Origin of the sequence: Rhodoferax sp., assembly GCF_028714215.1 — a bacterium.
Taxonomy (GTDB): Bacteria; Pseudomonadota; Gammaproteobacteria; order Burkholderiales; family Burkholderiaceae_C; genus Rhodoferax.
In genome coordinates this window covers 31,410-53,934 of record NZ_JAQTMS010000027.1, presented here as the reverse complement: position 1 = coordinate 53,934, position 22,525 = coordinate 31,410, and the positions used below count along the sequence as shown (strand labels likewise).

At 64.5% G+C, this 22,525-nt stretch carries 23 protein-coding genes; 16 read left to right on the top strand and 7 right to left on the bottom strand.

The features are described from left to right. The first annotated feature begins 64 nt into the window (after positions 1-64). From PHS32_RS13690 to PHS32_RS13655, 8 genes are all read left to right on the top strand, one after another. Positions 65-889, top strand: a complete 825-nt coding sequence (locus PHS32_RS13690; protein ID WP_301079563.1) for an ABC transporter ATP-binding protein — start codon at positions 65-67, stop codon at positions 887-889. Further along, complete coding sequence (locus tag PHS32_RS13685) at positions 882-1,781, top strand: ABC transporter permease (RefSeq protein WP_301079562.1); 900 nt, start codon at positions 882-884, stop codon at positions 1,779-1,781. Before PHS32_RS13690 ends, PHS32_RS13685 begins: the two co-directional genes overlap by 8 nt. Then, a complete protein-coding gene (locus tag PHS32_RS13680; RefSeq protein WP_301079561.1) occupies positions 1,778-2,722 on the top strand; it encodes an ABC transporter permease in 945 nt (314 codons plus the stop codon). The genes PHS32_RS13685 and PHS32_RS13680 overlap by 4 nt, the downstream gene beginning before the upstream one ends. 142 nt (positions 2,723-2,864) lie before the next feature. Then, a complete protein-coding gene (locus PHS32_RS13675; protein ID WP_301079560.1) occupies positions 2,865-3,869 on the top strand; it encodes an ABC transporter substrate-binding protein in 1,005 nt (334 codons plus the stop codon). A 136-nt stretch (positions 3,870-4,005) separates the two neighbouring features. Next, on the top strand, positions 4,006-4,680 hold the full coding sequence (locus PHS32_RS13670) for a TetR family transcriptional regulator C-terminal domain-containing protein (protein ID WP_301079559.1): 675 nt from the start codon (positions 4,006-4,008) through the stop codon (positions 4,678-4,680). A 137-nt stretch (positions 4,681-4,817) separates the two neighbouring features. Further along, positions 4,818-5,075 carry a FeoA family protein gene (locus PHS32_RS13665; protein WP_301079558.1) on the top strand — a complete coding sequence of 86 codons (258 nt, stop codon included), beginning with the start codon at positions 4,818-4,820 and terminating at the stop codon, positions 5,073-5,075. 7 nt (positions 5,076-5,082) lie between these two features. Then, positions 5,083-6,978, top strand: coding sequence for a ferrous iron transporter B (locus PHS32_RS13660; RefSeq protein ID WP_301079557.1), 1,896 nt, complete (start codon positions 5,083-5,085; stop codon positions 6,976-6,978). A gap of 3 nt (positions 6,979-6,981) precedes the next feature. Then, positions 6,982-7,245: a hypothetical protein gene (locus PHS32_RS13655; RefSeq protein WP_301079556.1), complete on the top strand. Its 264-nt coding sequence runs from the start codon at positions 6,982-6,984 to the stop codon at positions 7,243-7,245. Between the two features lie 21 nt (positions 7,246-7,266). Here the strand turns inward: PHS32_RS13655 and PHS32_RS13650 are convergent, their stop codons facing one another. From PHS32_RS13650 to PHS32_RS13630, 5 genes are all read right to left on the bottom strand, one after another. Then, positions 7,267-8,367 carry a sulfate ABC transporter ATP-binding protein gene (locus PHS32_RS13650; protein ID WP_301079555.1) on the bottom strand — a complete coding sequence of 367 codons (1,101 nt, stop codon included), beginning with the start codon at positions 8,365-8,367 and terminating at the stop codon, positions 7,267-7,269. A gap of 144 nt (positions 8,368-8,511) precedes the next feature. Further along, the gene (gene cysW, locus PHS32_RS13645) at positions 8,512-9,375 is read right to left on the bottom strand and encodes a sulfate ABC transporter permease subunit CysW (protein ID WP_301079554.1); all 864 of its coding nucleotides are present in this window, start codon (positions 9,373-9,375) and stop codon (positions 8,512-8,514) included. After that, positions 9,372-10,256 (bottom strand): sulfate ABC transporter permease subunit CysT, encoded by an 885-nt coding sequence (gene cysT, locus PHS32_RS13640; RefSeq protein ID WP_301079553.1) that lies wholly within the window; start codon positions 10,254-10,256, stop codon positions 9,372-9,374. The genes cysW and cysT overlap by 4 nt, the downstream gene beginning before the upstream one ends. Then, entirely contained in the window at positions 10,257-11,258 is a 1,002-nt protein-coding gene (locus tag PHS32_RS13635; protein WP_301079552.1) for a sulfate ABC transporter substrate-binding protein, read from the bottom strand. It abuts the gene before it with no gap. Beyond that, positions 11,255-11,836, bottom strand: coding sequence for an alpha/beta hydrolase (locus tag PHS32_RS13630; protein ID WP_301079551.1), 582 nt, complete (start codon positions 11,834-11,836; stop codon positions 11,255-11,257). The genes PHS32_RS13635 and PHS32_RS13630 overlap by 4 nt, the downstream gene beginning before the upstream one ends. 147 nt (positions 11,837-11,983) lie before the next feature. Between PHS32_RS13630 and PHS32_RS13625 the strand changes: the two genes are divergently transcribed. The 5 genes from PHS32_RS13625 (at position 11,984) to PHS32_RS13605 (ending at position 16,150) form a co-directional block, all read left to right on the top strand. Continuing rightward, on the top strand, positions 11,984-12,358 hold the full coding sequence (locus PHS32_RS13625) for a thioredoxin family protein (RefSeq protein WP_301079550.1): 375 nt from the start codon (positions 11,984-11,986) through the stop codon (positions 12,356-12,358). Positions 12,359-12,445: 87 nt separating this feature from the next. After that, positions 12,446-12,772 (top strand): hypothetical protein, encoded by a 327-nt coding sequence (locus PHS32_RS13620; protein ID WP_301079549.1) that lies wholly within the window; start codon positions 12,446-12,448, stop codon positions 12,770-12,772. Between the two features lie 269 nt (positions 12,773-13,041). After that, positions 13,042-14,439 carry a hypothetical protein gene (locus tag PHS32_RS13615; protein ID WP_301079548.1) on the top strand — a complete coding sequence of 466 codons (1,398 nt, stop codon included), beginning with the start codon at positions 13,042-13,044 and terminating at the stop codon, positions 14,437-14,439. A 26-nt stretch (positions 14,440-14,465) separates the two neighbouring features. Continuing rightward, entirely contained in the window at positions 14,466-15,383 is a 918-nt protein-coding gene (locus PHS32_RS13610) for a zinc ABC transporter substrate-binding protein (protein WP_301079547.1), read from the top strand. Further along, positions 15,380-16,150: a metal ABC transporter permease gene (locus PHS32_RS13605; protein WP_301079546.1), complete on the top strand. Its 771-nt coding sequence runs from the start codon at positions 15,380-15,382 to the stop codon at positions 16,148-16,150. Before PHS32_RS13610 ends, PHS32_RS13605 begins: the two co-directional genes overlap by 4 nt. A 25-nt stretch (positions 16,151-16,175) precedes the next feature. Here PHS32_RS13605 and PHS32_RS13600 read toward each other — a convergent pair whose 3' ends face one another. Further along, the gene (locus PHS32_RS13600) at positions 16,176-18,437 is read right to left on the bottom strand and encodes a diguanylate cyclase (RefSeq protein WP_301079545.1); all 2,262 of its coding nucleotides are present in this window, start codon (positions 18,435-18,437) and stop codon (positions 16,176-16,178) included. Between the two features lie 180 nt (positions 18,438-18,617). Between PHS32_RS13600 and PHS32_RS13595 the strand changes: the two genes are divergently transcribed. After that, positions 18,618-19,163 carry a GNAT family protein gene (locus PHS32_RS13595; RefSeq protein WP_301079544.1) on the top strand — a complete coding sequence of 182 codons (546 nt, stop codon included), beginning with the start codon at positions 18,618-18,620 and terminating at the stop codon, positions 19,161-19,163. Positions 19,164-19,335: 172 nt separating this feature from the next. Further along, entirely contained in the window at positions 19,336-20,259 is a 924-nt protein-coding gene (locus PHS32_RS13590) for an EamA family transporter (protein ID WP_301079543.1), read from the top strand. A 141-nt stretch (positions 20,260-20,400) separates the two neighbouring features. On the opposite strand, the gene PHS32_RS13585 is transcribed toward PHS32_RS13590, so the two are convergent. After that, complete coding sequence (locus tag PHS32_RS13585; RefSeq protein WP_301079542.1) at positions 20,401-21,414, bottom strand: NAD(P)-dependent alcohol dehydrogenase; 1,014 nt, start codon at positions 21,412-21,414, stop codon at positions 20,401-20,403. 102 nt (positions 21,415-21,516) lie between these two features. Between PHS32_RS13585 and PHS32_RS13580 the strand changes: the two genes are divergently transcribed. Then, positions 21,517-22,437 (top strand): LysR family transcriptional regulator, encoded by a 921-nt coding sequence (locus PHS32_RS13580; RefSeq protein WP_301079541.1) that lies wholly within the window; start codon positions 21,517-21,519, stop codon positions 22,435-22,437. The last annotated feature ends 88 nt before the right edge of the window (positions 22,438-22,525 follow it).

Here is a 22,525-nt window from a genome sequence, read left to right as displayed (position 1 = left end):
GTCGGTTAACTTCCCGCTGGCTCCGCTTCCTTATGGTGCGGCCCAACCTTTATCGTGCGTGTCAATGAAAAATCCTGAAGCGTTGTCAAGCTTGCCGGCCGCCGCCAGCCACCGCGGGCGGCTGGCCGTCGAGGTCAGCCACGCCAGCGTTGTGTACCAAACGGCGGATTCCCCGGTGCATGCGCTGGAGGATATCGACCTGGATATTCATGAGGGCGAATTCATCGCCTTGATCGGCCCCTCGGGCTGTGGCAAGACCACTTTGATGCGTGTCATCGCCGATCTCGAAAAAATCAGCGCCGGCCAGGTGCTGGTCAACGGCGTGACGCCGCATCAGGCCCGGCTGGCCCGCGCTTACGGCTATGTGTTTCAGGCGCCGGCCTTGTTTCCCTGGCGCACGGTGCTGGCCAACGTCACCCTGCCCTTGCAGATTCAGGGCCGCTCCAGGGCCGACAGCAATAGCATCGCGCTGGAGCACTTGGCCCGCGTCGGGCTGACCGGCTTTGAGAGCAAATACCCGTGGCAGCTGTCCGGCGGCATGCAGCAGCGCGTCTCGATTGCGCGGGCGCTGTCATTCGAGCCGCGCATTTTGATGATGGATGAACCTTTTGGTGCCTTGGACGAAATCACGCGCGACCGGCTCAACGAGCAGTTGCAGCAGCTGTGGCAGCGGGAACGCCGCACGGTGGTGTTTGTCACCCACTCGATCGCCGAGGCGGTGTATTTGTCGACCCGCATCGTGGTCATGTCGCCGCGGCCGGGGCGCATCGTCAAGGTGATTGACTCGCTGTTGCCGGACGAGCGGCATCTGGGCTTGCGCGACACCCCGGCTTTCATCGAAGTGGCGCACGCCGTGCGCGAGGCCTTGGCCGATGGCCATCATGACTGACACCTGGCGGCAAAACCCGGTGGCGCGGTTCCGGCAGCAGGGCTTGCCGGTGGCGATCCTGCTGCTGGCGCTGTTGCTGGCCTGGTACGGCGCCGCCTGGGCGCTCAACGCGCCGGGAGCGATCGAACGCGTGCTGCCCCAGGATGGGGCGTGGACTTGGCGCGATCTGCTGGAGGCCACCATGGTGATGCAGCGCCCGCTATTGCCGGCGCCCCATCAGGTGGCGCTCGATCTCTGGTCCAGCCTGCTCGACTGGCCGCTGGACTCGCCGCGCAACCTGTTGTACCACGTGGCGGTGACGGCCGAGTCGACGCTGTGGGGTTTTGTGATGGGCACCCTGCTGGGCCTGCTGCTGTCGGTCTGCATCGTTCATTCACGCACGCTGGACCGGGCCTTGCTGCCCTGGATCGTGGCCTCGCAAACGGTGCCGGTGCTGGCGATCGCGCCTATCGTGCTGGTGATTCTGGGCAGTCTGGGTTTTGCCGGTGTGGCGCCCAAGGCCGTGATCGCCATGTACCTGTGTTTCTTCCCGGTCACGGTGGCCATGGTGCAGGGGCTGCGCTCGCCCCAGCGCATAGAGACCGAGATGTTGCACACCTATGCCGCCAGCCGCTGGCAGGCTTTGTGGCTGTTGCGGCTGCCGGCGGCCCTGCCATTCTTGTTTCCCGCACTGCGGGTTGGCATCGCCGCCGGTCTGGTGGGCGCCATGGTGGCTGAATTGCCCACCGGCGCGCAGGCCGGTTTGGGCGCGCGGCTGTTGACCGGCTCTTATTACGGCAACACCGTGCAGATCTGGTCGGCATTGGTGATGTCTGCTCTGCTGGGCCTGACCCTGACCAGCGTGGTGGCGGGCGTTGAACGCGTGGTGTTGCGGCACCGGAGCCAGGCATGAAGCGCAGCACAAGGGCCACCGCGCTGCTGGTGCTGGCCGGCCTGGCGGGCGGCGCCCTGCTGATGCAATTCCCCGTCGCCGCCGGTGAGGCGCCGACGCCGCTGTTCTGGCTGGCAACGACGGCGCTGGCGCTGCTGGCGCTGCAGTCGATCCGGCGCCTGGCGGCACTCGATGGTGCCCGCATCTATGGCCTGTTGACGGCGGCCCTGTTTGGCGTCTGGGTGGTCTATTTTTGGCAATTGCTGGTGGTGGTGCTGGAGGTACCCAGGGTCTTGCTGCCGCCGCCCAGCCTGATCCTGCAATCGATCGCCGACCATGGGCCCACCTTGTGGAGCGACTTTGTGCAAACGGTGCTCAAGGCGGTGCTGATCGGTTGGGCACTGGGTTCCGGGCTGGGGTTTGCGGTGGCCGTGGCGATTGACCGCCTGCCCTTCCTGCAACGCGGCCTGCTGCCGCTGGCCTCCCTGACCAGCACCATTCCCCTGGTGGCGGTGGCGCCGATCGCCGTGATGTGGTTTGGCTTTGAATGGCAGTCCAAAGCGGCGGTGGTCGTGCTGATGACTTTTTTTCCGATGCTGGTGTCGACCCTGGCCGGGCTCAAGGCCGCCGGCAAACTCGAGCGTGAGCTGATGCACAGTTATGCCGCCAGTTATGGGCGCACCCTGCTGGCGCTGCGTTTGCCGTCCGCACTGCCCTTCATGTTTGCGGCCCTCAAGGTGAATGCCACACTGGCCCTGATCGGCGCCATCGTGGCCGAGTTTTTCGGCTCGCCCACGTCGGGCCTGGGCTTTCGCATTTCGACCGAAGCCTCGCGCATGAACATGCCCCTGGTCTGGGGCGCCATTGTGGTGGCGGCCGTGACCGGTTCCGTGGCCTATGCCTTGCTGGTGCAACTGGAGCGACGTGCCGCGTTCTGGCACCCGTCGGTGCGGGAGGGCTGATGTCTACGGCGTTCATCCAGGTCAGAAATTCTGTCATCCCGGACTTGATCCGGGATCCATGCTGGCGTCAAGTGGATCCCGGCCTGCGCCGGGATGACAGCTGTGGCGCATTCTCTTTTTCACCACCCCCAAGGAGCTTCCCATGATTCGTTCTTCCAAGTTCACCAACAGCCTGCTGGCCGCGCTGCTGGTTGTCTGCGGCGCCAGTGCCAGCGCGGTGGACAAGGTCACTGTCCAGCTCAAATGGCTGCCGCAAGCGCAGTTTGCCGGTTATTACGTGGCCCAATCCAAGGGTTACTACAAGGCCGAAGGCCTGGACGTGACGATCAAACCGGGTGGCCCGGACATCTCGCCGGTGCAGGTGATTGCCGGCAACGGTGCCGACGTGGTGGTGAACTGGATGCCCGATGCCCTGGCCGCGCGCGAAGCCGGTGTGCCGCTGGTCAACATCGCCCAGGTGTTCAACAAATCGGGCCTGATGCTGACCTGCAAGAAATCCAGCGGCGTTGCCAGTCCCAAGGACTTCAAGGGCAAAACCCTGGGTGTCTGGTACGGTGGCAACGAGTATCCGTTCCTGAACTGGATGGCCAAGCTGGGTCTCAAGACCGACACCGACATCAAGATCCTGAAGCAGGGTTTCAACGTCGATCCGCTGCTGCAGAACCAGGCCGCCTGCATCTCCACCATGATCTACAACGAATACTGGCAAGTGGTGGATGCCGGTGTCAAGGAAAGCGATCTGGTCACCTTCTTCTATGAAAAAGAAGGCGTCGCTTCGCTGGAGGACGGCTTGTATGTGCTCGACTCCAAACTCAAGGACCCGGCTTTCGTGGCGCGCATGGGCAAGTTCCTGAAGGCCAGCTTCAAGGGCTGGAACGACGCCGTGAAGAACCCGGCCGAAGCCGCCAAGATCGTGGTGGCAGCCGATACCTCCGGCAGCGCGTCTGAAAAAGTGCAGAAGCGCCAGATGGAAAACGTGGCCAAGCTGATCAGCACCGCTGGCACGCCCAAGATGGGCTACCTGGAGCCGGCCGCCTTTGAGCGCACCGTCAAAGTGTTGCTGGCCGCCGGCAGCTCGCCGGTGATCAAGAAGGATCCAGGCAAGGCCGCTTACTCGCACGTGGTGTGGGAAGCCGCCTCCAAGTAAGCCACCGTTGCTGTCATCGGGGGTCTTATCCTGACGGGTAGGACCCCTTTTTTCCAGAATTGGCGCGACCGGCCGCAGCTTTGCGCAAGCGGGCCGGCGCAGTACGCAAGCGATTGTCAGATGTTGGATGTCCCAGATGATTCCTCTCTCCACCAGCAAGTCGGCGGTTGCCGCCGAGGAGGCGTCCAAAGGCCAGATTCGCCAGGCCAATGAAGCCCTGATTCTGGCTGCCGCCGAACGCGTGTTTGCCGGCGCCGGTTTTGGCGGTGCCACCATGGCGGCGATTGCCGAGGCCGCCGGCCTGCCGAAGGCCAACCTGCACTACTACTTCGGCAGCAAGCAGGAGCTTTACCGTACCGTGCTGGCGCGCATTCTGGAAGACTGGCTGGTGCCCACCCATGGCATTACGGCGGCGGCCGATCCCAGGACCGCGATCGAGCGCTATATCCGCGCCAAAATGGCTTTGTCGGCGCAACGCCCGCACGCCTCCAAGGTGTTCGCCAACGAGTTGCTGCATGGCGCGCCGGTGGTGAAAACCCTGCTGGCCACCGAGTTGCGCGAGATGGTGGCGGCCAAGGTAGCGGTGATTGACGGCTGGATTCGCGCCGGCCGCATGGCACCGGTGGACGCGGTGCACCTGTTCTTTACCATCTGGGCGGCGACCCAGACCTATGCCGACTTCGACGTCCAGGTGCGCGCCGTGCTGGGTCGGCCCGAGTTGACGGCCCAGGACCACGCCCGTGCCACTGAGCATGTGGTGTCGCTGATTCTGCGCGGCTGCGGCCTGCTGGCCAACCCCGCAAACCGATAGCAAAGCCGCAGCAGCGCTTGCCCGATCTGCTGGATCGGTGCTCTGGCAATGTTCTTGTTGCAAATTCTAAATGCGATAGAATCTCATTTGCATTTGGACCAGTCCAACCCGGTCCGGTACTTTTAGGGGTCTGCTGCATGCTTTTGTCTCAATTACCGAAGGGCTCGCACGCACTGGTGGCGCGTGTGGTGTCGACTTCCGCCGAGGTCGGCGCCGCCACTTTGCGCCGTCTGGGCGAGTTGGGCTTCATCGCCGGCGAGCCGGTTCGCCTGTTGCGGCGCGGTCCCGGCGGCCGCGAGCCGCTGGCCGTGCAGGTCGGCGAAACGCTGCTGGCGCTGCGCCTGCTGGAAGCGCAGTGCATCGAAGTGCACAGTGTCGAAGCCCGCGGCGCCTGAGGTTCTTATGTCCCACGCCGCCGTAGCCGGTTCACTCGCCGCCTTCAAAAGCATCGCGCTGGTGGGCAACCCCAACTGCGGCAAGACTGCCTTGTTCAACCTGCTCACCGGCGCGCGCCAGAAGGTGGCCAATTACGCCGGTGTCACGGTCGAGCGCAAGGTCGGCCAGGCGCGCCTGCGCAACGGCCAGACGGTGTCGGTGGTGGATTTGCCGGGCGCCTACAGCTTGTCGCCGGCGACGCCGGACGAGCAGGTGATGCTGGAAGTAATCGAAGGCCGGCGTGCCGGGGAACAGGCGCCCGACGTCATCGTGGTGGTGGTCGATGCCACCAATCTGCGCATGAACCTGCGGCTGGTGCTGGAGCTCAAGCGCACCGGGAAACCGCTGCTGGTGGCGGTCAACATGGCCGACGTGGCGCGCGCCCAGGGCCTGAAGTTGGACCTGGCCCGGCTGGCGCTGGAGTTGGCTTGCCCGGTGGTGGAAACGGTGGCCGTCAGGCACGATGGCCATGCGCAGTTGTTGACCCAGCTCGAACTACAGTTTGCCAACCCCGGCGCAACGCAGCCGCGCCCGGTCGCCGAGCCGACGCCGGTCACATCAACCGATCTGCAGCGCGAAGTGCGCCGCATCCTGGCCCTGGTGGCACCCACGGCGCCGACCTTGAGCCGTTTTCAGCACCGGCTGGACGCCGTGGTGATGCACCCGGTAGGGGGGCTGGTGATACTGGCAGCGGTGTTGTTCCTGATTTTTCAGGCGGTGTTTTCCTGGGCCAACCTGCCCATGGATCTGATCAAGGGCGCGATGGCGGCGGTGGGCGACTGGACCATCGCCCATATGGTGGCCGGGCCTTTGCGCAGCTTGCTGGTGGATGGTGTGATTGCCGGGGTCGGCGGTGTGCTGGTGTTTTTGCCGCAAATCCTGATCCTGTTCTTCTTCATCCTGCTGCTGGAAGACTCCGGTTACCTGCCGCGCGCGGCCTTTCTGCTGGACAACCTGATGGGCAAGGTGGGTCTGTCGGGGCGCGCCTTCATTCCCTTGCTGTCCAGCTTTGCCTGCGCCATTCCGGGCATCATGGCGACGCGCACTATCGCCAACTGGAAGGACCGGCTGGCCACCATCATGGTGGCGCCCCTGATGACTTGCTCGGCGCGTTTGCCGGTCTATGCCTTGCTGATCGGTGCTTTTGTGCCGCAGCGTGACATCGGCGGGCTCAGCCTACGCGGCCTGACCTTGTTTGGCCTGTATCTGGCCGGTGTCGTCTCCGCCATGGGCGTGGCCTGGGTCTTCAAGCGGGTCTGGATGAAAAGCGGCTACCAGCCCCTGATGCTGGAACTGCCGCCCTACCGCCTGCCCAGCCTGCGCAACCTCGGATTGGGTTTGTGGGAGCGGGCCCGCATCTTCCTGCGCCGGGTCGGCGGCATCATCTTTGCGTTGATGGTGGTGCTGTGGTTTTTGTCGACTTACCCGGCGCCGCCGGCCGGTTGGGACGCCAGCCAAGGCCCTGCCATCCAGTACAGCGTGGCAGGCTTGCTGGGCCATGCGCTGCAATGGCTGTTTGCGCCGATCGGGTTCAACTGGCAGATCTCGATCGCCCTGGTGCCCGGCATGGCGGCCCGTGAGGTGGCGGTGGGGGCGTTGGGGACGGTCTACTCGCTGTCGGCGGCAGACAAATCGGTGGCCGACGCCTTGTCGCCGGTGATCGCGCAGGGCTGGTCGCTTGCCACCGCTTATGCACTGCTGGCCTGGTTTGTGTTTGCGCCGCAGTGCCTGTCGACGCTGGCCGTAGTGCGGCGCGAGACCAACTCCTGGCGCTATCCGCTGTTCATGGCGCTGTACCTGTTTGTGCTGGCTTACGCGGCGGCGTTTGCGACCTACCGCCTCACGCTGTGGATGGGGGCCTAAGCAATGGCGCTCCAATCCCTGATCGTGTTCGCGGTGGTGGCCGGTTGCTTTGGGTACACGGCCTGGAGCCTGCTGCCCCAAGCCGCCTGCCGCGCACTCGCCAAGGGCTTGCTGCGTTTGCCATTGCCCCCGTCACTGGTGTCGATTTTGGAGAACACTGCCAGTGCCGCCGCCGGCTGCCAATGCAGTGGCTGTGATCAGGCCCAGCCCAAGGCGTCCCCGTCGGCCACGCAGGCGTTGGTGTTTTACCCGCGCAAACGCCGGTAGGCGCGGTGCCGCCCAGCCTCCTCAAGCCACAAAGACCCGTGCCTTGCGCGGCGTCAGCACCAAAGCCTCATCGGTCTTGAAACCGAGTGCCTGGAACTGTTGCGCCGGGATCTGCGCTTCGATCAGCTCCCCATTGCCGGTGGACGCGTCGAGCGGCATTAACTCCAGCCGCGCAATGGGCCCCACCACAATGGCGCGCGTCAGCTTGGCAAGAATGCCGCGCGGCTGGTCCGCCGCGTTCAAGCCAGGCGTGTAGCGTTGCACGTCCAGGTCATGCGGGCGCACGTAGGCAAAGGCTTTGGCGTCTTGTGCGTCGCCGTGCTCGGGCGTGGTCAGGCGCAAACCGTGGTGGTCTTCGCCAATCAGCATCTCGCCTTCGTGAGCCCGGCCATGGAACAGGTTGACGTCGCCCAAAAAGCCGTAGACAAAGCGGCTTGCCGGGTGGTCCCAGACCTCTTGCGGCGAGCCGATCTGCTCGACCACGCCGCTGTTCATCAGCACCACGCGGTCGGCCACTTCCAGCGCTTCTTCCTGATCGTGCGTGACAAAGATGCTGGTCACGTGCAAGTCGTCGTGCAGGCGCCGCAGCCAGCGCCGCAACTCCTTGCGCACCTTGGCGTCCAGCGCGCCGAAGGGCTCGTCCAGCAGCAGCACCTTGGGCTCCACCGCCAGCGCGCGCGCCAGGGCGATGCGCTGGCGCTGCCCGCCCGAGAGTTGCGCCGGATAGCGATCCGCCAGCCAGTCCAGTTGCACCAGGCCCAGCAGCTCATGCACTTTCTGCTTGATCTTGTCTTCGCTGGGGCGGCTGGCGCGCGGCTTCATGCGCAGACCGAAGGCCACGTTGTCGAACACGCTCATGTGCCGAAACAGCGCGTAGTGCTGAAACACAAAGCCGACATTGCGCTCGCGCACATGCACCTCGGTGGTATCTTCGCCGCTGAACAGGATGCTGCCCATATCAGCCGTCTCCAGGCCGGCAATGATGCGCAGCAGCGTGGTCTTGCCGCAGCCCGACGGCCCCAGCAGCGCCACCAGTTCGCCCGAGGCTATGTCCAGCGACACGTCGCGCAGCGCGTGAAAATCGCCAAACTGTTTGCTGACGTTGCGGATTTGGATGCTCATATCAGTTTCTCTTCGATTTCAAGGTTGTCATTCCGGGCTCCAAAGCTGTCATCCCGGACTCGATCCGGGATCCAGTGCCACGCAGCCACTGGATTGCGGGTGCTGAAACCCCGGACCTGATCCGGGGCCGCAATGACAAGTCACTCAAGATCGCGGTTTCTCCGGCGGCAATTGAGCGGCGGCCTTTTGCTCCCGCTCGAACTGCCACTCCACCACCGACTTGATCAACAGCGTGGCAACCGCCAGCAGCGCCAGCAGCGAGGCCACGGCAAAAGCCGCCACCGACTGGTATTCGTTGTACAGAATTTCCACATGCAAGGGCATGGTGTTGGTCTGGCCACGGATGTGGCCCGAGACGACGGACACCGCGCCGAACTCGCCCATGGCGCGGGCGTTGCACAGAATCACGCCATAGACCAGGCCCCATTTGATGTTGGGCAGCGTCACATGCCAGAAAGTCTGCCAGCCGCTGGCGCCCAGCACCATGGCGGCCTGCTCTTCCTCGGTACCTTGCGCCTGCATCAACGGGATCAGCTCACGGGCGATGAACGGGAAGGTGACGAACACCGTGGCCAGCACAATGCCCGGCACCGCGAAGACGATTTTGATGTCGTGCGCCTGCAGCCAGGGGCCGATCCAGCCATGGGCGCCGAACAGCAACACGTAGACCAGGCCCGCCACCACCGGCGAGACCGAAAACGGCAGGTCCACCAGCGTCGTCAGCAAGGCCTTGCCGCGGAATTCGAATTTGGCGATGGCCCAGGCCGCGGCCACGCCGAACACCAGGTTCAGCGGCACGGCAATGGCGGCCGTGAGCAGGGTCAGGCGGATCGCCGTCCAGGCATCGGGCTCTTGCAGCGCTTCCAGGTAGGCCGCAAAGCCTTTGCGCAAGGCCTCGGTGAATACGGCAGCCAGCGGCAGCAGCAGGAACAAAAAGACGAAGCCCAACGCGAGACCGATCAGCGTCCACTTCACCCACGCAACTTCGCCGGTGGGGGATTTACTCATGTCCCGCCTCCGGAACGCCGGCGCTGCCAGGCCTGCAGAGCGTTGATGAACAGCAGCAGCACGAAGGAGATGAGCAGCATCACCACCGCCACCGCGGTGGCGCCAGCGTAGTCGTACTGCTCCAGCTTGCCGATGATGATCAGCGGCGTGATTTCCGACACCATGGGCATGTTGCCGGCGATGAAAATGACCGAGCCGTATTCACCGACCGCGCGCGCAAAAGCCATGGCAAAGCCGGTCAACAGCGCCGGCGCAATGGTGGGAAAAATCACAAAGCGAAAAGTCTGCCAGCGCGTGGCGCCGAGGCAGGTGGCGGCTTCTTCCAGCTCTTTCTCGGCGTCTTCCAGCACCGGCTGCACGGTGCGCACGACAAACGGCAGGCCGATGAAGATCAGCGCGATCACGATGCCCATGCGGTTGAAGGCCAACTTGATGCCGTGCGGCTCCAGCACCTGGCCGACCCAGCCGTTACCGGCCAGCAAGGCGGTGAGCGCGATGCCGGCCACCGCAGTGGGCAGGGCAAACGGCAGGTCCACCAGCGCGTCGATGATCTTCTTGCCGGGGAACGGGTAGCGCACCAGCACCCAGGCCAGCAGCAGGCCAAAAAAAACGTTCACCAGCGCCGCCAGCAAGGAGGCACCGAAAGTCAACTGGTAGGAGGCCAGTACGCGCGGGCTGGTCACCGCGGCCCAGAACTGCTCCCAGCTCAGCGTGAAGGTCTTGAACAGCAGGGCCGAGAGCGGAATCAACACGATCAGGCTCAGGTACAGCAGGGTGTAGCCCAGCGTCAAGCCGAAGCCCGGCAGCACGCGCCGGGTCGGCCGCTTGCGCGAGGCCTGGCCCGGTGCCACCGGCAGCGCGGAAATCGTGGCAGCGGTCATTTACTTGACGGCGTAGAGCTTGTCGAACTGGCCGCCGTCATTGAAGTGCACTTTTTGCGCTTCCGACAGGGAGCCGAAATACTCGCTGACCGGGAACAACTGAATCGGCTTGAACGTGCTGGCGTATTTCTTCAGGATGGCGGCTGAGCGCGGGCGCAGCGCGTGTCTGGCGGCAATCTCCTGTGCTTCGTCGGAATACAGATAGTCCAGATAGGCCTTGGCCAGTTCGCCAGTGCCCTTTTTGGCTACCGTGCGCTCCACCACCGCCACCGGGTTTTCCGCCACGATGCTGACCGAGGGGTGCACGGCATCGACCTTGCCGGCGCCGAACTCGCGCTCCACCGATACCACTTCGGACTCGAACGTCACCAGCACGTCGCCGATATTGCGTTGCAGGAAGATGGTGGTGGCATCGCGCCCGCCTTTGGCCAGCACCGGCACGTTCTTGAACAGCTTGCCGACAAACTCGGCGGCCTGCGCGTCGCTGCCGCCTTTCTTGCGCACATAGCCCCAGGCCGCCAGATAGGCCATGCGGCCGTTGCCGCCGGTCTTCGGATTCACCACGATCACCTGCACGCCGGGCTTGACCAGGTCGTCCCAGTCCTTGATGTGTTTCGGGTTGCCGTTGCGCGTCAGGAACAGCATGGTGGAGCTGGTGGGCGAGGCATTGCCCGGGAAGCGCTTGGCCCAGTCCTTGGCCACCACGCCGGTACTGGCCAGAAACTCGATGTCGGTGGTGGTGTTCATGGTCACCACATCGGCGTCCAGTCCGTCGTTGACGGCGCGCGCCTGGGCGCTGGAGCCGCCATGCGCCTGGTCGATCTTGACCTCCTTGCCGGTGGTCTTCCTGTAGTGCGCAATGAAGGCAGTGTTGTAGTCCTTGTAGAACTCGCGCGCCACGTCGTAGGAGGCGTTCAGCAAAGTGGTTTGCGCCACCGCCAAATTACCGGCGGTCAGCGCCAGACTGGCCAGGGCCAGGGCTATATTTCTTTTCAGGTTCATACGGATTCCAGTTGCGATTTCGAATGCGATTGAGGGGTGGACGAGGCCAGCAATTGGCTGTCTCCGATCAGAGACTGCAACAGCGCCAGCCCCAGTGGCCAGGGTCCGAAGCCGGCCTCGATATTGATGTGGCCGGCCATTTGCAGCCGCACAAACTCGGAGCCCCAGGCGCGGGCATAAGCACCTGCGGTACGGACCGGGCAATAAGGATCGTTGCTGCTGGCGACGATGATGCTGCGGTACGGCAGCGGCTGGTAGGGCACCGGCGCAAAGTCGGCCAGCACGCCCCGGCGCTCCGGGTCGGCCGGCGCCACCAGCAGCGCACCCCGGATGCGTGCGCTCGCTTGCGGCGGCAAATGGGTGGTCGCAATGCTGCCCAGGCTGTGGGCAGCAATCACCACCGGGCCTGCTTGTTCGAGTATGGTGCGCGCGATCGCCGCCACCCAGGCGCTGCGTGACGGCGTGATCCAGTCGTCCTGCTGCACCCGCACGGCGCCCGGCAAGGTGTCGGCCCACAGGCTTTGCCAGTGACCAGGGCCGGAGTCACGCCAGCCGGGAACGATGATGATGCGGGCCATAGGGATAGCAAGTGTGTTGATGGAGCAAAAATAGTGTTGTTGAAGAGGCGCTGGCGGATTGTGAAGGGCACTCCTTAAAACACAAACTACTTATTTCGCATTTGTTTATCGCCGATTTGGCATAACGATTTTTGCGATCATTGCCCCATGAATCCTGAAACTCCGGCTTTGCCCGCCTCCGTCCTGGTCGTCTGCCTGTGTGCCGAGTGGTGTGGCGTCTGCCGCGACTACCGCAGCCGTTTCTGGCAGTTGCAATCCCGTTTTCCGCAGGCGCGTTTTCTCTGGATCGACGTCGAAGACGAGGCCGATCTGCTGCACCCGCTGGATGTCGAAGACTTTCCCACCCTGCTGCTGGCGCTGGGACAGGAGCCGCGTTTTTTCGGCCCGGTCACGCCGCAGGCCGAAATGCTGGAGCGCCTGATTCGCTCGCAGATCCAGGACCCCGGTACGCCAGCGTTGAAAAATCAAGCGCTTTCCGATCTGGTGGCCAGACTCTGGGCCAAGGCGTCGACCCCGGAGTAAGGTAGGCTGGGTGGCCCGCAAGCCGCTTCAGCAGAGCTTGAAGCTTTCGACTACCATCCAGCCCTTATGCAGACCCTGCGCCGCAACATGCTCTCACAGCGCCACCTGGCGTGGCTGCTGTGGCTGGTGTTGCTGCTGCCGATGGCGCAGACCGCCGCCACCTGGCACCTGCTGTCGCACGTGCGGGCAGACCAAGCGGACGTGGACGGTGGCAAGCCGGCGATCCACCTGAGTCAATGCGATCTGTGCCTGAGCGCTGCGGCCCTGGCCGGCGGCGCGCCGCTGCTCTCGACCCCTCGCCTGCCGCCGGCCGGGGTGTTGCACGAAGCCCCGGTGGTCGATTCGCGCGGCATCGTGTGGCTGGCGACTACGCCGGCCTACCACAGCCGGGCGCCCCCTTCTTTCCTGCGTTGATTGCCAAATCCTAGCGTCCGGCTGTGCAGCGCGTGGCCGGGTTTAAGCAGTTGGGGACAGAGCTGGCGAACGGCCAACATCTCGTTTCCAGTTGGGGACAGAGCTGGCGAACTGCCAATATCCCGTTTCAAGTTGAGGACAGAGCTGGTTCGCTTCGCGTAACTGCGGTCTGTCCCACAAGAGATTCGACCTGTGGCTGCGGTCTGTCCCGCAAGATATTCGACCTGTAACTGCGGCCTGTCCCGCAAAGTTTCAAAGAAAGAAGATTCATGTCCAAATTATTGTCGGCGAGCCTCGCGCTTGCCTTGGCCGCGCCGTTTGCCGCGCTGGCCGCCCCGCCTTCCAACACCAGCTCTGAAATACAAGGGCTGCGACAGGAAATCGAAGCCCTGCGCGCCGCTTATGAAGCGCGTTTGCAGGCCATGGAGCAGCGCCTGCTGGCGGCCGAGCGAGGCGCCGCAGTGTCAGCACCGGTCATGGCCGAAGCGGCTCCGCCCCAGCCCGCCGCGGCCCCGGCGCCAGCCAGCGCGGCGGGCGGTGCCAACGCCTTCAACCCGGCCATGTCCCTGATCCTCTCGGGCGGCTATACCCGTACCTCGCAGGACCCGGCCGGCTACCACCTGAGCGGCTTCCAGTTGCCGGCCGGCGCCGAGCTGGGGCCTGGCTCACGAGGCTTTGGCTTGGCCGAATCGGAACTGGGCCTGGCCGCCAATATCGACCCCTGGCTGCGCGGCGCCGCCAATATCTCGCTGCATCCGGACAACACCGTGTCGGTCGAGGAGGCCTTTGTCCAGACGACGGCACTCAGCCATGGTTTGTCCCTGAAGGCGGGGCGCTTCTTTTCCGGCGTCGGCTACCTCAATTCGCAGCACGCCCACACTTGGGACTTCGTCGACAACCCGCTGGCCTACCAGGTGTTTCTGGGCACCCAATACGGCGACGACGGCGTGCAACTTCACTGGCTGGCGCCCACCGATCAATACCTGGAACTGGGCGCCGAGCTGGGTCGCGGCCGCAGTTTTCCGGGCAGCGACACGGGCCGCAACGGCGCTGGCATGACGGCCCTGACCGCGCACACCGGCGGCGACATCGGCGACAGCCACAACTGGCGCGCCGGGCTGTCGGTGCTGACGGCCCAGGCCAACGACCAGAGTCTGACGACCATGGATGCCGGTGGTGGCAGCGTCATCAACAGCGCCTTCACCGGCAACACGCGCGTCTGGTTGCTGGACGGTGTCTGGAAATGGGCGCCCAACGGCAATGCCACGCGCACCAGCTTCAAGTTGCAGGGCGAATACCTGCACAGCACGCGCAGTGGTAGTTTGACCTACGATCCCGGCAACGCCAACCTGTCCGACGCCTACCGCGCCGAGCAGTCGGGCTGGTATCTGCAAGGCATCTACCAGTTCATGCCGGCTTGGCGTGTCGGCCTGCGCACCGAGCGACTCAATCCCGGAACGCCCGACTACGGCCTGAATGCCGCTGCGTTCGCCAACAGCGGCTACCAGCCGAGCAAGAACACCTTGATGCTGGACTTCAACCCGAGCGAGTTCTCGCGCGTGCGCTTGCAGCTGGCGCAGGACAAGTCGAGAGAAGGGCTGACCGACAACCAGGTCTTCCTGCAGTACCAGATGAGTCTGGGCGCACATGGCGCCCACAGTTATTGAACCCCTAGCCCATTCAAGGAGCCTTCATGATGAATCGAAAAACTTTGTTCGCCCTGCTCGCCGCACCCGTGCTGCTGCTGGCGCTGCCGGCGCAGGCCGCGCTGCGCGTCTTTGCCTGCGAGCCCGAATGGGGCGCGTTGGCGCAGGAACTGGGTGGTAATCTGGTCGAGGTGTCGGTCGCCACCAGCGCCTTGCAGGACCCGCACCAGATCCAGGCTAAACCAAGTCTGATCGCGCGTGCCCGCAACGCCGATCTGGTGGTTTGCACCGGGGCCGAACTGGAGATCGGCTGGTTGCCGGTGTTGCTGCAACAGTCGGGCAATGCCAAGGTGCAGCCGGGGCAGAGCGGCAACTTCGCGGCCGCCGATTTTGTCCGCAAGCTTGACCTGCCGGGCCAACTGGACCGCTCGCAGGGCGACGTGCACGCCGCTGGCAATCCGCACATCCAGACCGATCCGCGCAATATCGCCCAGGTGGCGACGGCGCTGGGGGCGCGGCTGGCGCAAGTCGACGCCGCGCACGCCAGCCAGTACGCGCAACGCCTGAGCGACTTCTCGCAACGCTGGCAGCAGGCGATAGTGCGCTGGAACACGCAGGCGGCGCCGCTCAAGGGGGCGGCGGTGGTGTCGCAGCACAAGGCTTTTGTCTACCTGTACGACTGGCTGGGAATGAAGGAAGTGGCGGTGCTGGAGCCGAAACCGGGCGTCGAGCCCACCGCCTCGCATTTGCAGCAGGTGCTGGCTTCGCTGAAAAACGCGCCGGCACGCATGACCTTGTACTCGGCCTACCAGGACCCGAAACCGGCCGAGTGGTTGAGCAAGAACGCCGGCGTGCCGGCGGTCAAGATCCCCTTCACGGTGGGCGGCACCGAGGGCGCCAAGGACTTGTTCGGCCTGTTCGATGACACGCTGGCGCGGCTGCTGGCGGCCGGAGCCAAGCGATGAACTGGAGCGCGCTTGACTGGGGCATCCTGGGCCCGGCCCTGATCGCCGGACTGCTGGTGCTGGCCACCCACGTGCCGCTGGGGATGCAGGTGCTGGACCGCGGCATCGTCTTCATCGACCTGGCGATTGCCCAGATCGCCGGCCTGGGCGTCATCGGCGCCGATGCGCTGGGCCTGCCCGAAGGCGGCGTGGCGGTGCAGGTGGCCGCCGTCTCCGCCGCCCTGCTGGGTGCCTTGCTGTTGACCTGGACCGAGCGGCGCGCGCCGCAGCAGCAGGAAGCCCTGATCGGTGTCATGTTCATTCTGGCGGCCTGTGCCGGCATCTTGCTGCTGTCCGGCAATCCGCATGGCGGCGAGCATCTGAAAGACCTGCTGGTGGGGCAAATCCTGTGGGTCAACACAGCCCAGTTGCTGTGGCTGGCCGGCGTCTCGGCGTTGCTGTTGTTCGCCTTGTGGCGGGGCTGGGTGCAGCGCCTTGGGCGCTTCGGCTTCTACGCCGCCTTTGCACTGGCGGTGACGGCCTCGGTGCAACTGGTGGGTGTCTACCTGGTGTTCTCCAGCCTCATCATTCCGGCGCTGGGCACGCGCCGCTATCAAGGCCGGCGTCGCCACCTGATGGCCTACGCCATCGGTGCGCTGGGCTACGCCAGCGGCTTGACGCTGTCCGCCTTGTTCGACCTGCCCTCCGGCGCCGTGATCGTCTGGACGCTGGCGGCCTGCGCGTTGGTCGCCGCCACCATGGGCGGTCCGAAAAGCGCGCCGCTTTGACGGGGGATTTACCGTGCGCGACAAGTCATAGGGCCGCGCCATCCCGCCGTTGATAGGTGCAGACCCGGTTGCGGCCGCTGTGCTTGGCTTCATAGAGCGCTTGATCGGCCTGACTGAGCAGTGTGTCGATGTTGTTGCTGGCGCCGGCGAGCGTGGTCATGCCAATGGAGACCGTGAAGTGGAGCGGTCGCCCCTGGTCCAGGGCGACCTCGGTATCGGCCGTCAACCGGCACAAGCGTTCAGCCACTTCCAGGGCGTGTTCGCCATCGGTCTGCGGCAGCACCACGGCGAACTCCTCGCCGCCGACGCGCCCCACGGCGTCCACGCCGCGCAAGGTATGCCGGACCAAGCCACCGAAGGTCTGCAGGACAAGGTCGCCGACCTTGTGACCGTAGGTGTCATTGATATTCTTGAAGTGGTCGATGTCCAGCATCAGCACCGACAGCGGACCGCCGTACCTGAGCGTGCGCGACAAATCCTGTTCCGCCAGCGCCATGAAATGACGGCGGTTGGCCAGATTGGTCAGAAAGTCGGTCTGCGCCAGTTGCTTGAGTTCCCGGTCGGCCTGCTTGCGCGCAGTGATGTCGCGGGTGACGCCCAGCAAACCCGTGATCCGCCCGTCGGTGTCGCGCATGGGTACCGCATGCGTGTCCAGCCAGCGATGCGTCCCCTTGAGGCCAACGATCTCGAACTCCAGCGTTCCCGACTCCCCCTGATTGACCCTCTGGTTGAGGCTGTCGAACGCGTCGCGGTACTCAGGCGTGAGGAGTTCTGTCAACTTGTGTCCGACGGCTTGCGTGTCGGACTCCGCCTCAATCATTTGAAGGCCAGCGCGGTTCATTTGCAGCAGGGTGCCATCGGCTGCCAGTACCTTCACGCATTCGGGTTCGGTCTCGATGATGGTCTTCAACTTCCATTCGCTTTGCGCCAGCGCCAGCTCGGCGCGCTTGAGTTCAGTGATGTCCGAAACCAGGACGAAGAATCCACGCACCCCGTTGGCATCCTGGTCCGGAATGTAGTGCGCCCAGGTATAGCCGATACTGCCGTCGGCCTTGGTCAAGGTGCGCTCGAAGCGCTGGCGTTCGCCGCGCAGGGCGGCCTTGATGAAGGGTTCGTTCCGGCGGAACAATTCGTCGCCCATCATGTCCTGGATCCGGATGTTGTGCATTTGCTCGGGCGTCCGGCCAAACCATTCCAGATAGGCCTTGTTGGCGAAGCGGCAACGCAAGTCACGGCTCCAGTAGGCCACCATGCCAGGGATGTTGTCGGTCAGGGTTTTCATGAAGCGTTCACTGGCCGCCAGCGCCTCGACCACTTCAGCCTCCTTGCGGGCAAATTCCCGTTGCCGGCGCCGGTAGGCATAAAGACCCAATGTGGAACCAAGGGCGAGCAGACCGAACAGGCCGCTCTGGACCCAGAAGTCGCGCCACCATCCGGCATAAACCACATTCAGGTCGCGCCCCACGGCGACCACCAGCGGTTTGTCCTGCCGTAGCCTGGTCGGCTGTATCGAGCGCAAGGCCATCATGCGTTCCTCGCCGGTTGCGTAGACGATGCCGGTAAGGAGGTTGCTCTCCTTGCCGCTGTCGCGGTGCCGGGTGAAGAACGAACCCGGTTGTGCCAGGTTCTTGCCGACCTGGCCTTCCCGTTCCGGCACCATCGCGACCTGAAGGCCATCGCCGTGGGCAATGGCGACCCACATGTCCGGCGCATAGAGCACCGAGTTCATCAAGGTCCTGAAATACTCCGGGTCCAGCGTGGCGACGATGATGCCGGCGAACGGGCCATCGGGCCCCGGGATGGTCCGTGCCACGTTGACTCCGTAGGCGCCCAGTGTGGTCAGGAACGGCGCCGACACGAACAGCATGTCGGGGTCGGGATTCTGGCGCACAGTCTTGAAGTAGTCGCGGTAGGCGAAGTTCTTGCCCAGCAGTTCCGGCCGGGTCGATGCCGACACGGTACCGGCGTCGTCCAGCAGCAGCAGCGTGCGCACACCCGGCAGCGCGTCGGTCAGCATTTTGAGATGGTCGCCCAAGCCCGGGTTGGCCTTGCCTTGCGGCGCGTCCTTGCGCAGATCTGCCAGCACCCGGCCGACGGCCGTCAGATTTTGCTCAAGGTTCTCCTGAATCACCTGAGCCTGGGTCAGCAGCCGATGCTGCTCCCGACTCTCGGTGCGGGCGCGCTCCAGGTAGAGGTTGAATCCGGTTGCCCCGCCCAGAGTGAGCAGCGCGACCGCCAGGATCGCCCATTGGGTGAAGAACGAATTCCTGTTCAGGTGGTGCAGCACGGGTTGCCTAAGGTCGAACCGATCAATGAGGGGCGCTGGCGAATGGATTTGCCGGATCATTCTATGCCGCTCGGGATGCGATGCAATGCCCGTTGTCCCCCGACACTCGCGCCACGCGAGAGCGACAAATGGGTGCAACGGCGGTTACCATTGCTTGCCTGAAAACCAAGGGGCGGCTGAATGAATTACTCTGCACTTCCGAGCCTGAAGCACCAGTTGGTCACTCTGCGGCCCATCGTCTCCGGCGACATCGAGCCCTGGTTTGACTACCTGTCACTGCCCCAGGTCTACCAGCACACCAGCTGGAACGTTCACTCACCCGCCGAACTCGCGCACTGCGCCTGGCGCGAAGAGGAGTTCACTCCTTCATCCCCGCTGCGCTTTGCGATTGCCCTGCGAACAAGCAGCGAACTTGTCGGGACCGCAGGCTTTCACACGGTCTCACCGCAGAACGCGACGGCCGAAATTGCCTATGACCTTGCGCCCGCGTACTGGGGCAAAGGCATCGCCACCGCGGTGTGCCGGGAACTTTCCGCCTGGGCTCACTCCGCTGCCGCTGTCATTCGCGTCCAGGCCACGGTGTTGGAAACAAACGTTCGCTCAGCCAAGGTACTTGAGCGTTGTGGCTTTCAGCGTGAGGGCTTGCTTCAGGCTTATCGCCTGGTCAGGGGGCAGCCAGGCAACTTCTACATGTACGCCCATGTCCAGCGCCGCACAGCCGCCTAGCCCTTAGCGCAGACCTCTCGCAAAAGCTGGTCGAGATCGAACAATGGGTGTCACAGTCGCCATCAATACTTCGGTCCGCAGCGAATCATTCGCCTGTCAGACGTCCTCACAATGGAGTCCACTTGCAGCGAAACGTGACGCAAGCAGTCGCTGCCACTACCGTGAGAACCCCATGACAACTACTGCCCGAAGCATCGCCCCTGGTGCCGGAAGCTCACGATTGGACTTTGTGCTGCTCTTGACGCTGGCCACGCTTTGGGGGGCGTCTTACACATTCATTCGAGTTGCCGTCGCCACCATCCCTCCGATCACACTCATTGCGGCCAGAACGCTGATTGCCGGTTGTCTGCTCGCCGCCTGGGTGGTGATGCGCGGCATTCCGGTGCCACGTGACCCGGCAGTCTGGCGTCGCTTCCTGGTGCAGGCGCTGTTGAACAGCGTGCTGCCGTTTACGCTCATCGCATGGGCCGAGCAATCGGTGGAGGCGGGGTTGGCAACTATCCTGAACTCAGCTTCGCCGGTGCTGGCATTTGTCGCCACCTGGCTCATTACGCGGCACGAGCAGATCACTGCGCGCAAGCTGTTCGGTGTCATCGCGGGGCTCGTTGGCATCTGCATGATCGTTGGCACAAGCGTGTTCAGCGGCCTTGGCAATCAAGTCTTGCCGCAGCTTGCGATTGTTGCCGCGACAGTCTGCTATGCCGGTGCCGCGATATATGGTCGCTCATTCCACGGCCTGCCACCGGCCGTCCCGGCCGCCGGATCGCTGCTGCTGGGGACAGCGCTGCTGATTCCGGCAAGTCTGGTGATCGACCGCCCCTGGGCTCTGCACCCATCAACCCTCTCGTTGGCGGCGCTGCTGGCGCTATCGATCTTCTCGACCGCGGTCGCCTTCGTGATCTACTTTCGACTGGTGCAAACGCTTGGCTCCGTGGCGACGACGGCGCAGGCGTACTTGAGGGTCCCGATTGGCGTCGCACTGAGCGTGATCTTTCTCGGTGAATCCCTGACAGCTACGGCCTGGATCGGATTGGCCTGCGTCGTCGCTGGCGTCGCCGCGATGGTGATTCCACAAAGGGCTGTGGCGACGAACTGAGCGTTGCACCCGGAGAAGGTTAAGCAGAGTGAGGCCTCTCGCTACCCGGCGCCCAGTTCGCGTGTGCACATGATCTCGATGACGGTGGTCTTGCCTTGGTTGATTTGCGCACCGATGGCGATGGCAATGCCCGCCAACCGGCTACTGAAAAGTGAGCACCACCTTGCCGAACGGGCCGCGCGCCAGATGGTCGAACGCTGCCGGCAATTCCTGCGCCGGGTATTCGGCGGCAATCACCGGTTGCAGCGCGTTGACATCGACGGCGCGCACCAGATGCTCCAGCGCCTGCCGGTGACCCACGCTCACCCCTTGCACCACGGCCCGCCGGAGCATCAAGTCGAAGCCGGAAGCAGCCAGTTCGGCACCGTCCAGTAACCCGATCAGCGCCACCCGGCCGCCCCCCGCCAGCGCCTGCAGCGACCGCCCCAGGTTGGCGCCGCCCACCGTCTCCAGCACATGATCGGCGCCGCGGCCCTCGGTCAGTGCCAGCACGGCGCTGGGCCAGTCGCTGGCGCGCTCCAGCACATGGCGGGCACCCAGCTTCAGTGCCTGCGAGCGCTTGCCGGCGTCGCCCGACACCACGATCGCTTGCGCGCCGTGCAGCCGGGCCAGTTGCAGCCCGAACAGCGCGACGCCGCCGGTGCCGTGGATCAGCACCGTCTGGCCGGCGCGCAACCTGCCGTTTTCCACCAGACCGGTCCACGCCGTCAGCGCCGCGCAGGGTAGCGTGCTGGCTGCCGCGGCGTTCAGCGTGCTTGGTGCCGCCGCCAACCACTGCGCATCCAGCACCACTTGCGACGCCAGCATGCCGGGGCCGGGGCCGCCCAGCGTGCTGGCCTCGGGCGGTATGGCACCGTCCAGCCAGCCCGCCACAAAGGTGCTGATGACGCGCTCGCCGCCGCGCCAGCGGGCGACTTCAGTGCCCACCTCGAGCACCGTGCCGGCCATGTCCGAGCCGGGTGTGAACGGCAGCGCGGCGGGCGCCATGCCGTAGCGGTTCTCGACCATCAGCAGATCGCGATAGTTGAGCGAGGCCGCCTCCACCCGGACCCGGACCTGACGCGGTCCCAGCGGGCGTTGTGTGGTTTCGACGTAGCGCAGGTTTTGCCGTCCCACTGCGCTGAGTTGCCATTGGTGAACAAGATCGTTTGCCATTGCAGTCCTTGGATAGAAAATGAAGAGAGATCGAATACTACTGATTCCCTATAATCCCCAGTGAAGTAAATAACTCAATTCATAAGGGAATATATATCTCCAATGAGTGAACGTTTGCAAGGCATAGAAACCTTTGTCGCCGCCGTTGAGGCCGGCAGCTTCTCGCTGGCCGCGGAGCGCCAGCGCTTGACGCGCTCGGCCGTCGGCAAGGCCATTGCGCGCCTGGAGCACCGGCTGGGCACCCGCCTGTTCCACCGCACCACGCGCAGCCAGCGCCTGACCGACGACGGCCAGCTCTACTACGAACGCTGCCGCCGCGTGCTGGCGGAATTGGAAGAGGCCGATGCCGCGCTGGAGGCCGGTCGCAGCGAGCCGGTGGGGCGTTTGCGCCTGTCCATGCCGGAACTGTTGGGCCGGCGCTGCGTGGCGCCGCTGCTGCTGGAACTGGGCCGCGAACACGCCGGCCTGTCGCTGGAGGTCTCGTTCAACGACCGTCGCGTCGACCTACTGGAGGAGCGTATCGACCTGGCCTTGCGCGTCGGCCCGCTGGCCGACAGCGCGCTGCTGGCGGCGCGGCCGCTGGGGCGGCAATGGATGGGCGTCTACGCCGCGCCAAGCTACCTGGCGCGGCAGCCGCAGCCGAGCAGTCTGGATGAGTTATTGGCCCAGCGCGCCCGGCACAGCTACATCGCCTACGCGCGCGACGGCGGCGTCAAGCCCTGGCTGTTCAACGATGCCAGCGGGCGTGCCTTCGACTTCGAGATCGCCACGCGCTTCGCCTGCGACAGCCTGGAAGTGGTGGCCGACGCCGGCGTCGCCGGCCTGGGCCTGGTCCGGCTGCCAACCTGGCTGGCCGCCCAATCGCGGGCCAACGGCACCCTGGTCCATCTGTTCGACGAGGCACAACCCTACGGCTACGAACTCAACGCCGTCTGGCCGCAGGCGCGCCTGATGCCGCTACGCCTGCGGGTGGTGATCGACCGCCTGGTGCAGCGGCTACCGGGCTTGCTGGAGCCGCGCTGATGGCCTACGGGGGAACTGGCGAGCGGCGATACTTGGACCCATGCGCTTGAATTTCCTGTCCGTTATGCGCCCAGAATTTCGTCAATAA

Coding starts and splice junctions, on each gene's coding strand:
- PHS32_RS13690 (WP_301079563.1), top strand. CDS start 65: ATGAAAAATCCTGAAGCGTTGTCAAGCTTGCCGGCCGCCGCCAGCCAC.
- PHS32_RS13685 (WP_301079562.1), top strand. CDS start 882: ATGACTGACACCTGGCGGCAAAACCCGGTGGCGCGGTTCCGGCAGCAG.
- PHS32_RS13680 (WP_301079561.1), top strand. CDS start 1,778: ATGAAGCGCAGCACAAGGGCCACCGCGCTGCTGGTGCTGGCCGGCCTG.
- PHS32_RS13675 (WP_301079560.1), top strand. CDS start 2,865: ATGATTCGTTCTTCCAAGTTCACCAACAGCCTGCTGGCCGCGCTGCTG.
- PHS32_RS13670 (WP_301079559.1), top strand. CDS start 4,006: ATGATTCCTCTCTCCACCAGCAAGTCGGCGGTTGCCGCCGAGGAGGCG.
- PHS32_RS13665 (WP_301079558.1), top strand. CDS start 4,818: ATGCTTTTGTCTCAATTACCGAAGGGCTCGCACGCACTGGTGGCGCGT.
- PHS32_RS13660 (WP_301079557.1), top strand. CDS start 5,083: ATGTCCCACGCCGCCGTAGCCGGTTCACTCGCCGCCTTCAAAAGCATC.
- PHS32_RS13655 (WP_301079556.1), top strand. CDS start 6,982: ATGGCGCTCCAATCCCTGATCGTGTTCGCGGTGGTGGCCGGTTGCTTT.
- PHS32_RS13650 (WP_301079555.1), bottom strand. CDS start 8,367: ATGAGCATCCAAATCCGCAACGTCAGCAAACAGTTTGGCGATTTTCAC.
- cysW (WP_301079554.1), bottom strand. CDS start 9,375: ATGAGTAAATCCCCCACCGGCGAAGTTGCGTGGGTGAAGTGGACGCTG.
- cysT (WP_301079553.1), bottom strand. CDS start 10,256: ATGACCGCTGCCACGATTTCCGCGCTGCCGGTGGCACCGGGCCAGGCC.
- PHS32_RS13635 (WP_301079552.1), bottom strand. CDS start 11,258: ATGAACCTGAAAAGAAATATAGCCCTGGCCCTGGCCAGTCTGGCGCTG.
- PHS32_RS13630 (WP_301079551.1), bottom strand. CDS start 11,836: ATGGCCCGCATCATCATCGTTCCCGGCTGGCGTGACTCCGGCCCTGGT.
- PHS32_RS13625 (WP_301079550.1), top strand. CDS start 11,984: ATGAATCCTGAAACTCCGGCTTTGCCCGCCTCCGTCCTGGTCGTCTGC.
- PHS32_RS13620 (WP_301079549.1), top strand. CDS start 12,446: ATGCTCTCACAGCGCCACCTGGCGTGGCTGCTGTGGCTGGTGTTGCTG.
- PHS32_RS13615 (WP_301079548.1), top strand. CDS start 13,042: ATGTCCAAATTATTGTCGGCGAGCCTCGCGCTTGCCTTGGCCGCGCCG.
- PHS32_RS13610 (WP_301079547.1), top strand. CDS start 14,466: ATGATGAATCGAAAAACTTTGTTCGCCCTGCTCGCCGCACCCGTGCTG.
- PHS32_RS13605 (WP_301079546.1), top strand. CDS start 15,380: ATGAACTGGAGCGCGCTTGACTGGGGCATCCTGGGCCCGGCCCTGATC.
- PHS32_RS13595 (WP_301079544.1), top strand. CDS start 18,618: ATGAATTACTCTGCACTTCCGAGCCTGAAGCACCAGTTGGTCACTCTG.
- PHS32_RS13590 (WP_301079543.1), top strand. CDS start 19,336: ATGACAACTACTGCCCGAAGCATCGCCCCTGGTGCCGGAAGCTCACGA.
- PHS32_RS13585 (WP_301079542.1), bottom strand. CDS start 21,414: ATGGCAAACGATCTTGTTCACCAATGGCAACTCAGCGCAGTGGGACGG.
- PHS32_RS13580 (WP_301079541.1), top strand. CDS start 21,517: ATGAGTGAACGTTTGCAAGGCATAGAAACCTTTGTCGCCGCCGTTGAG.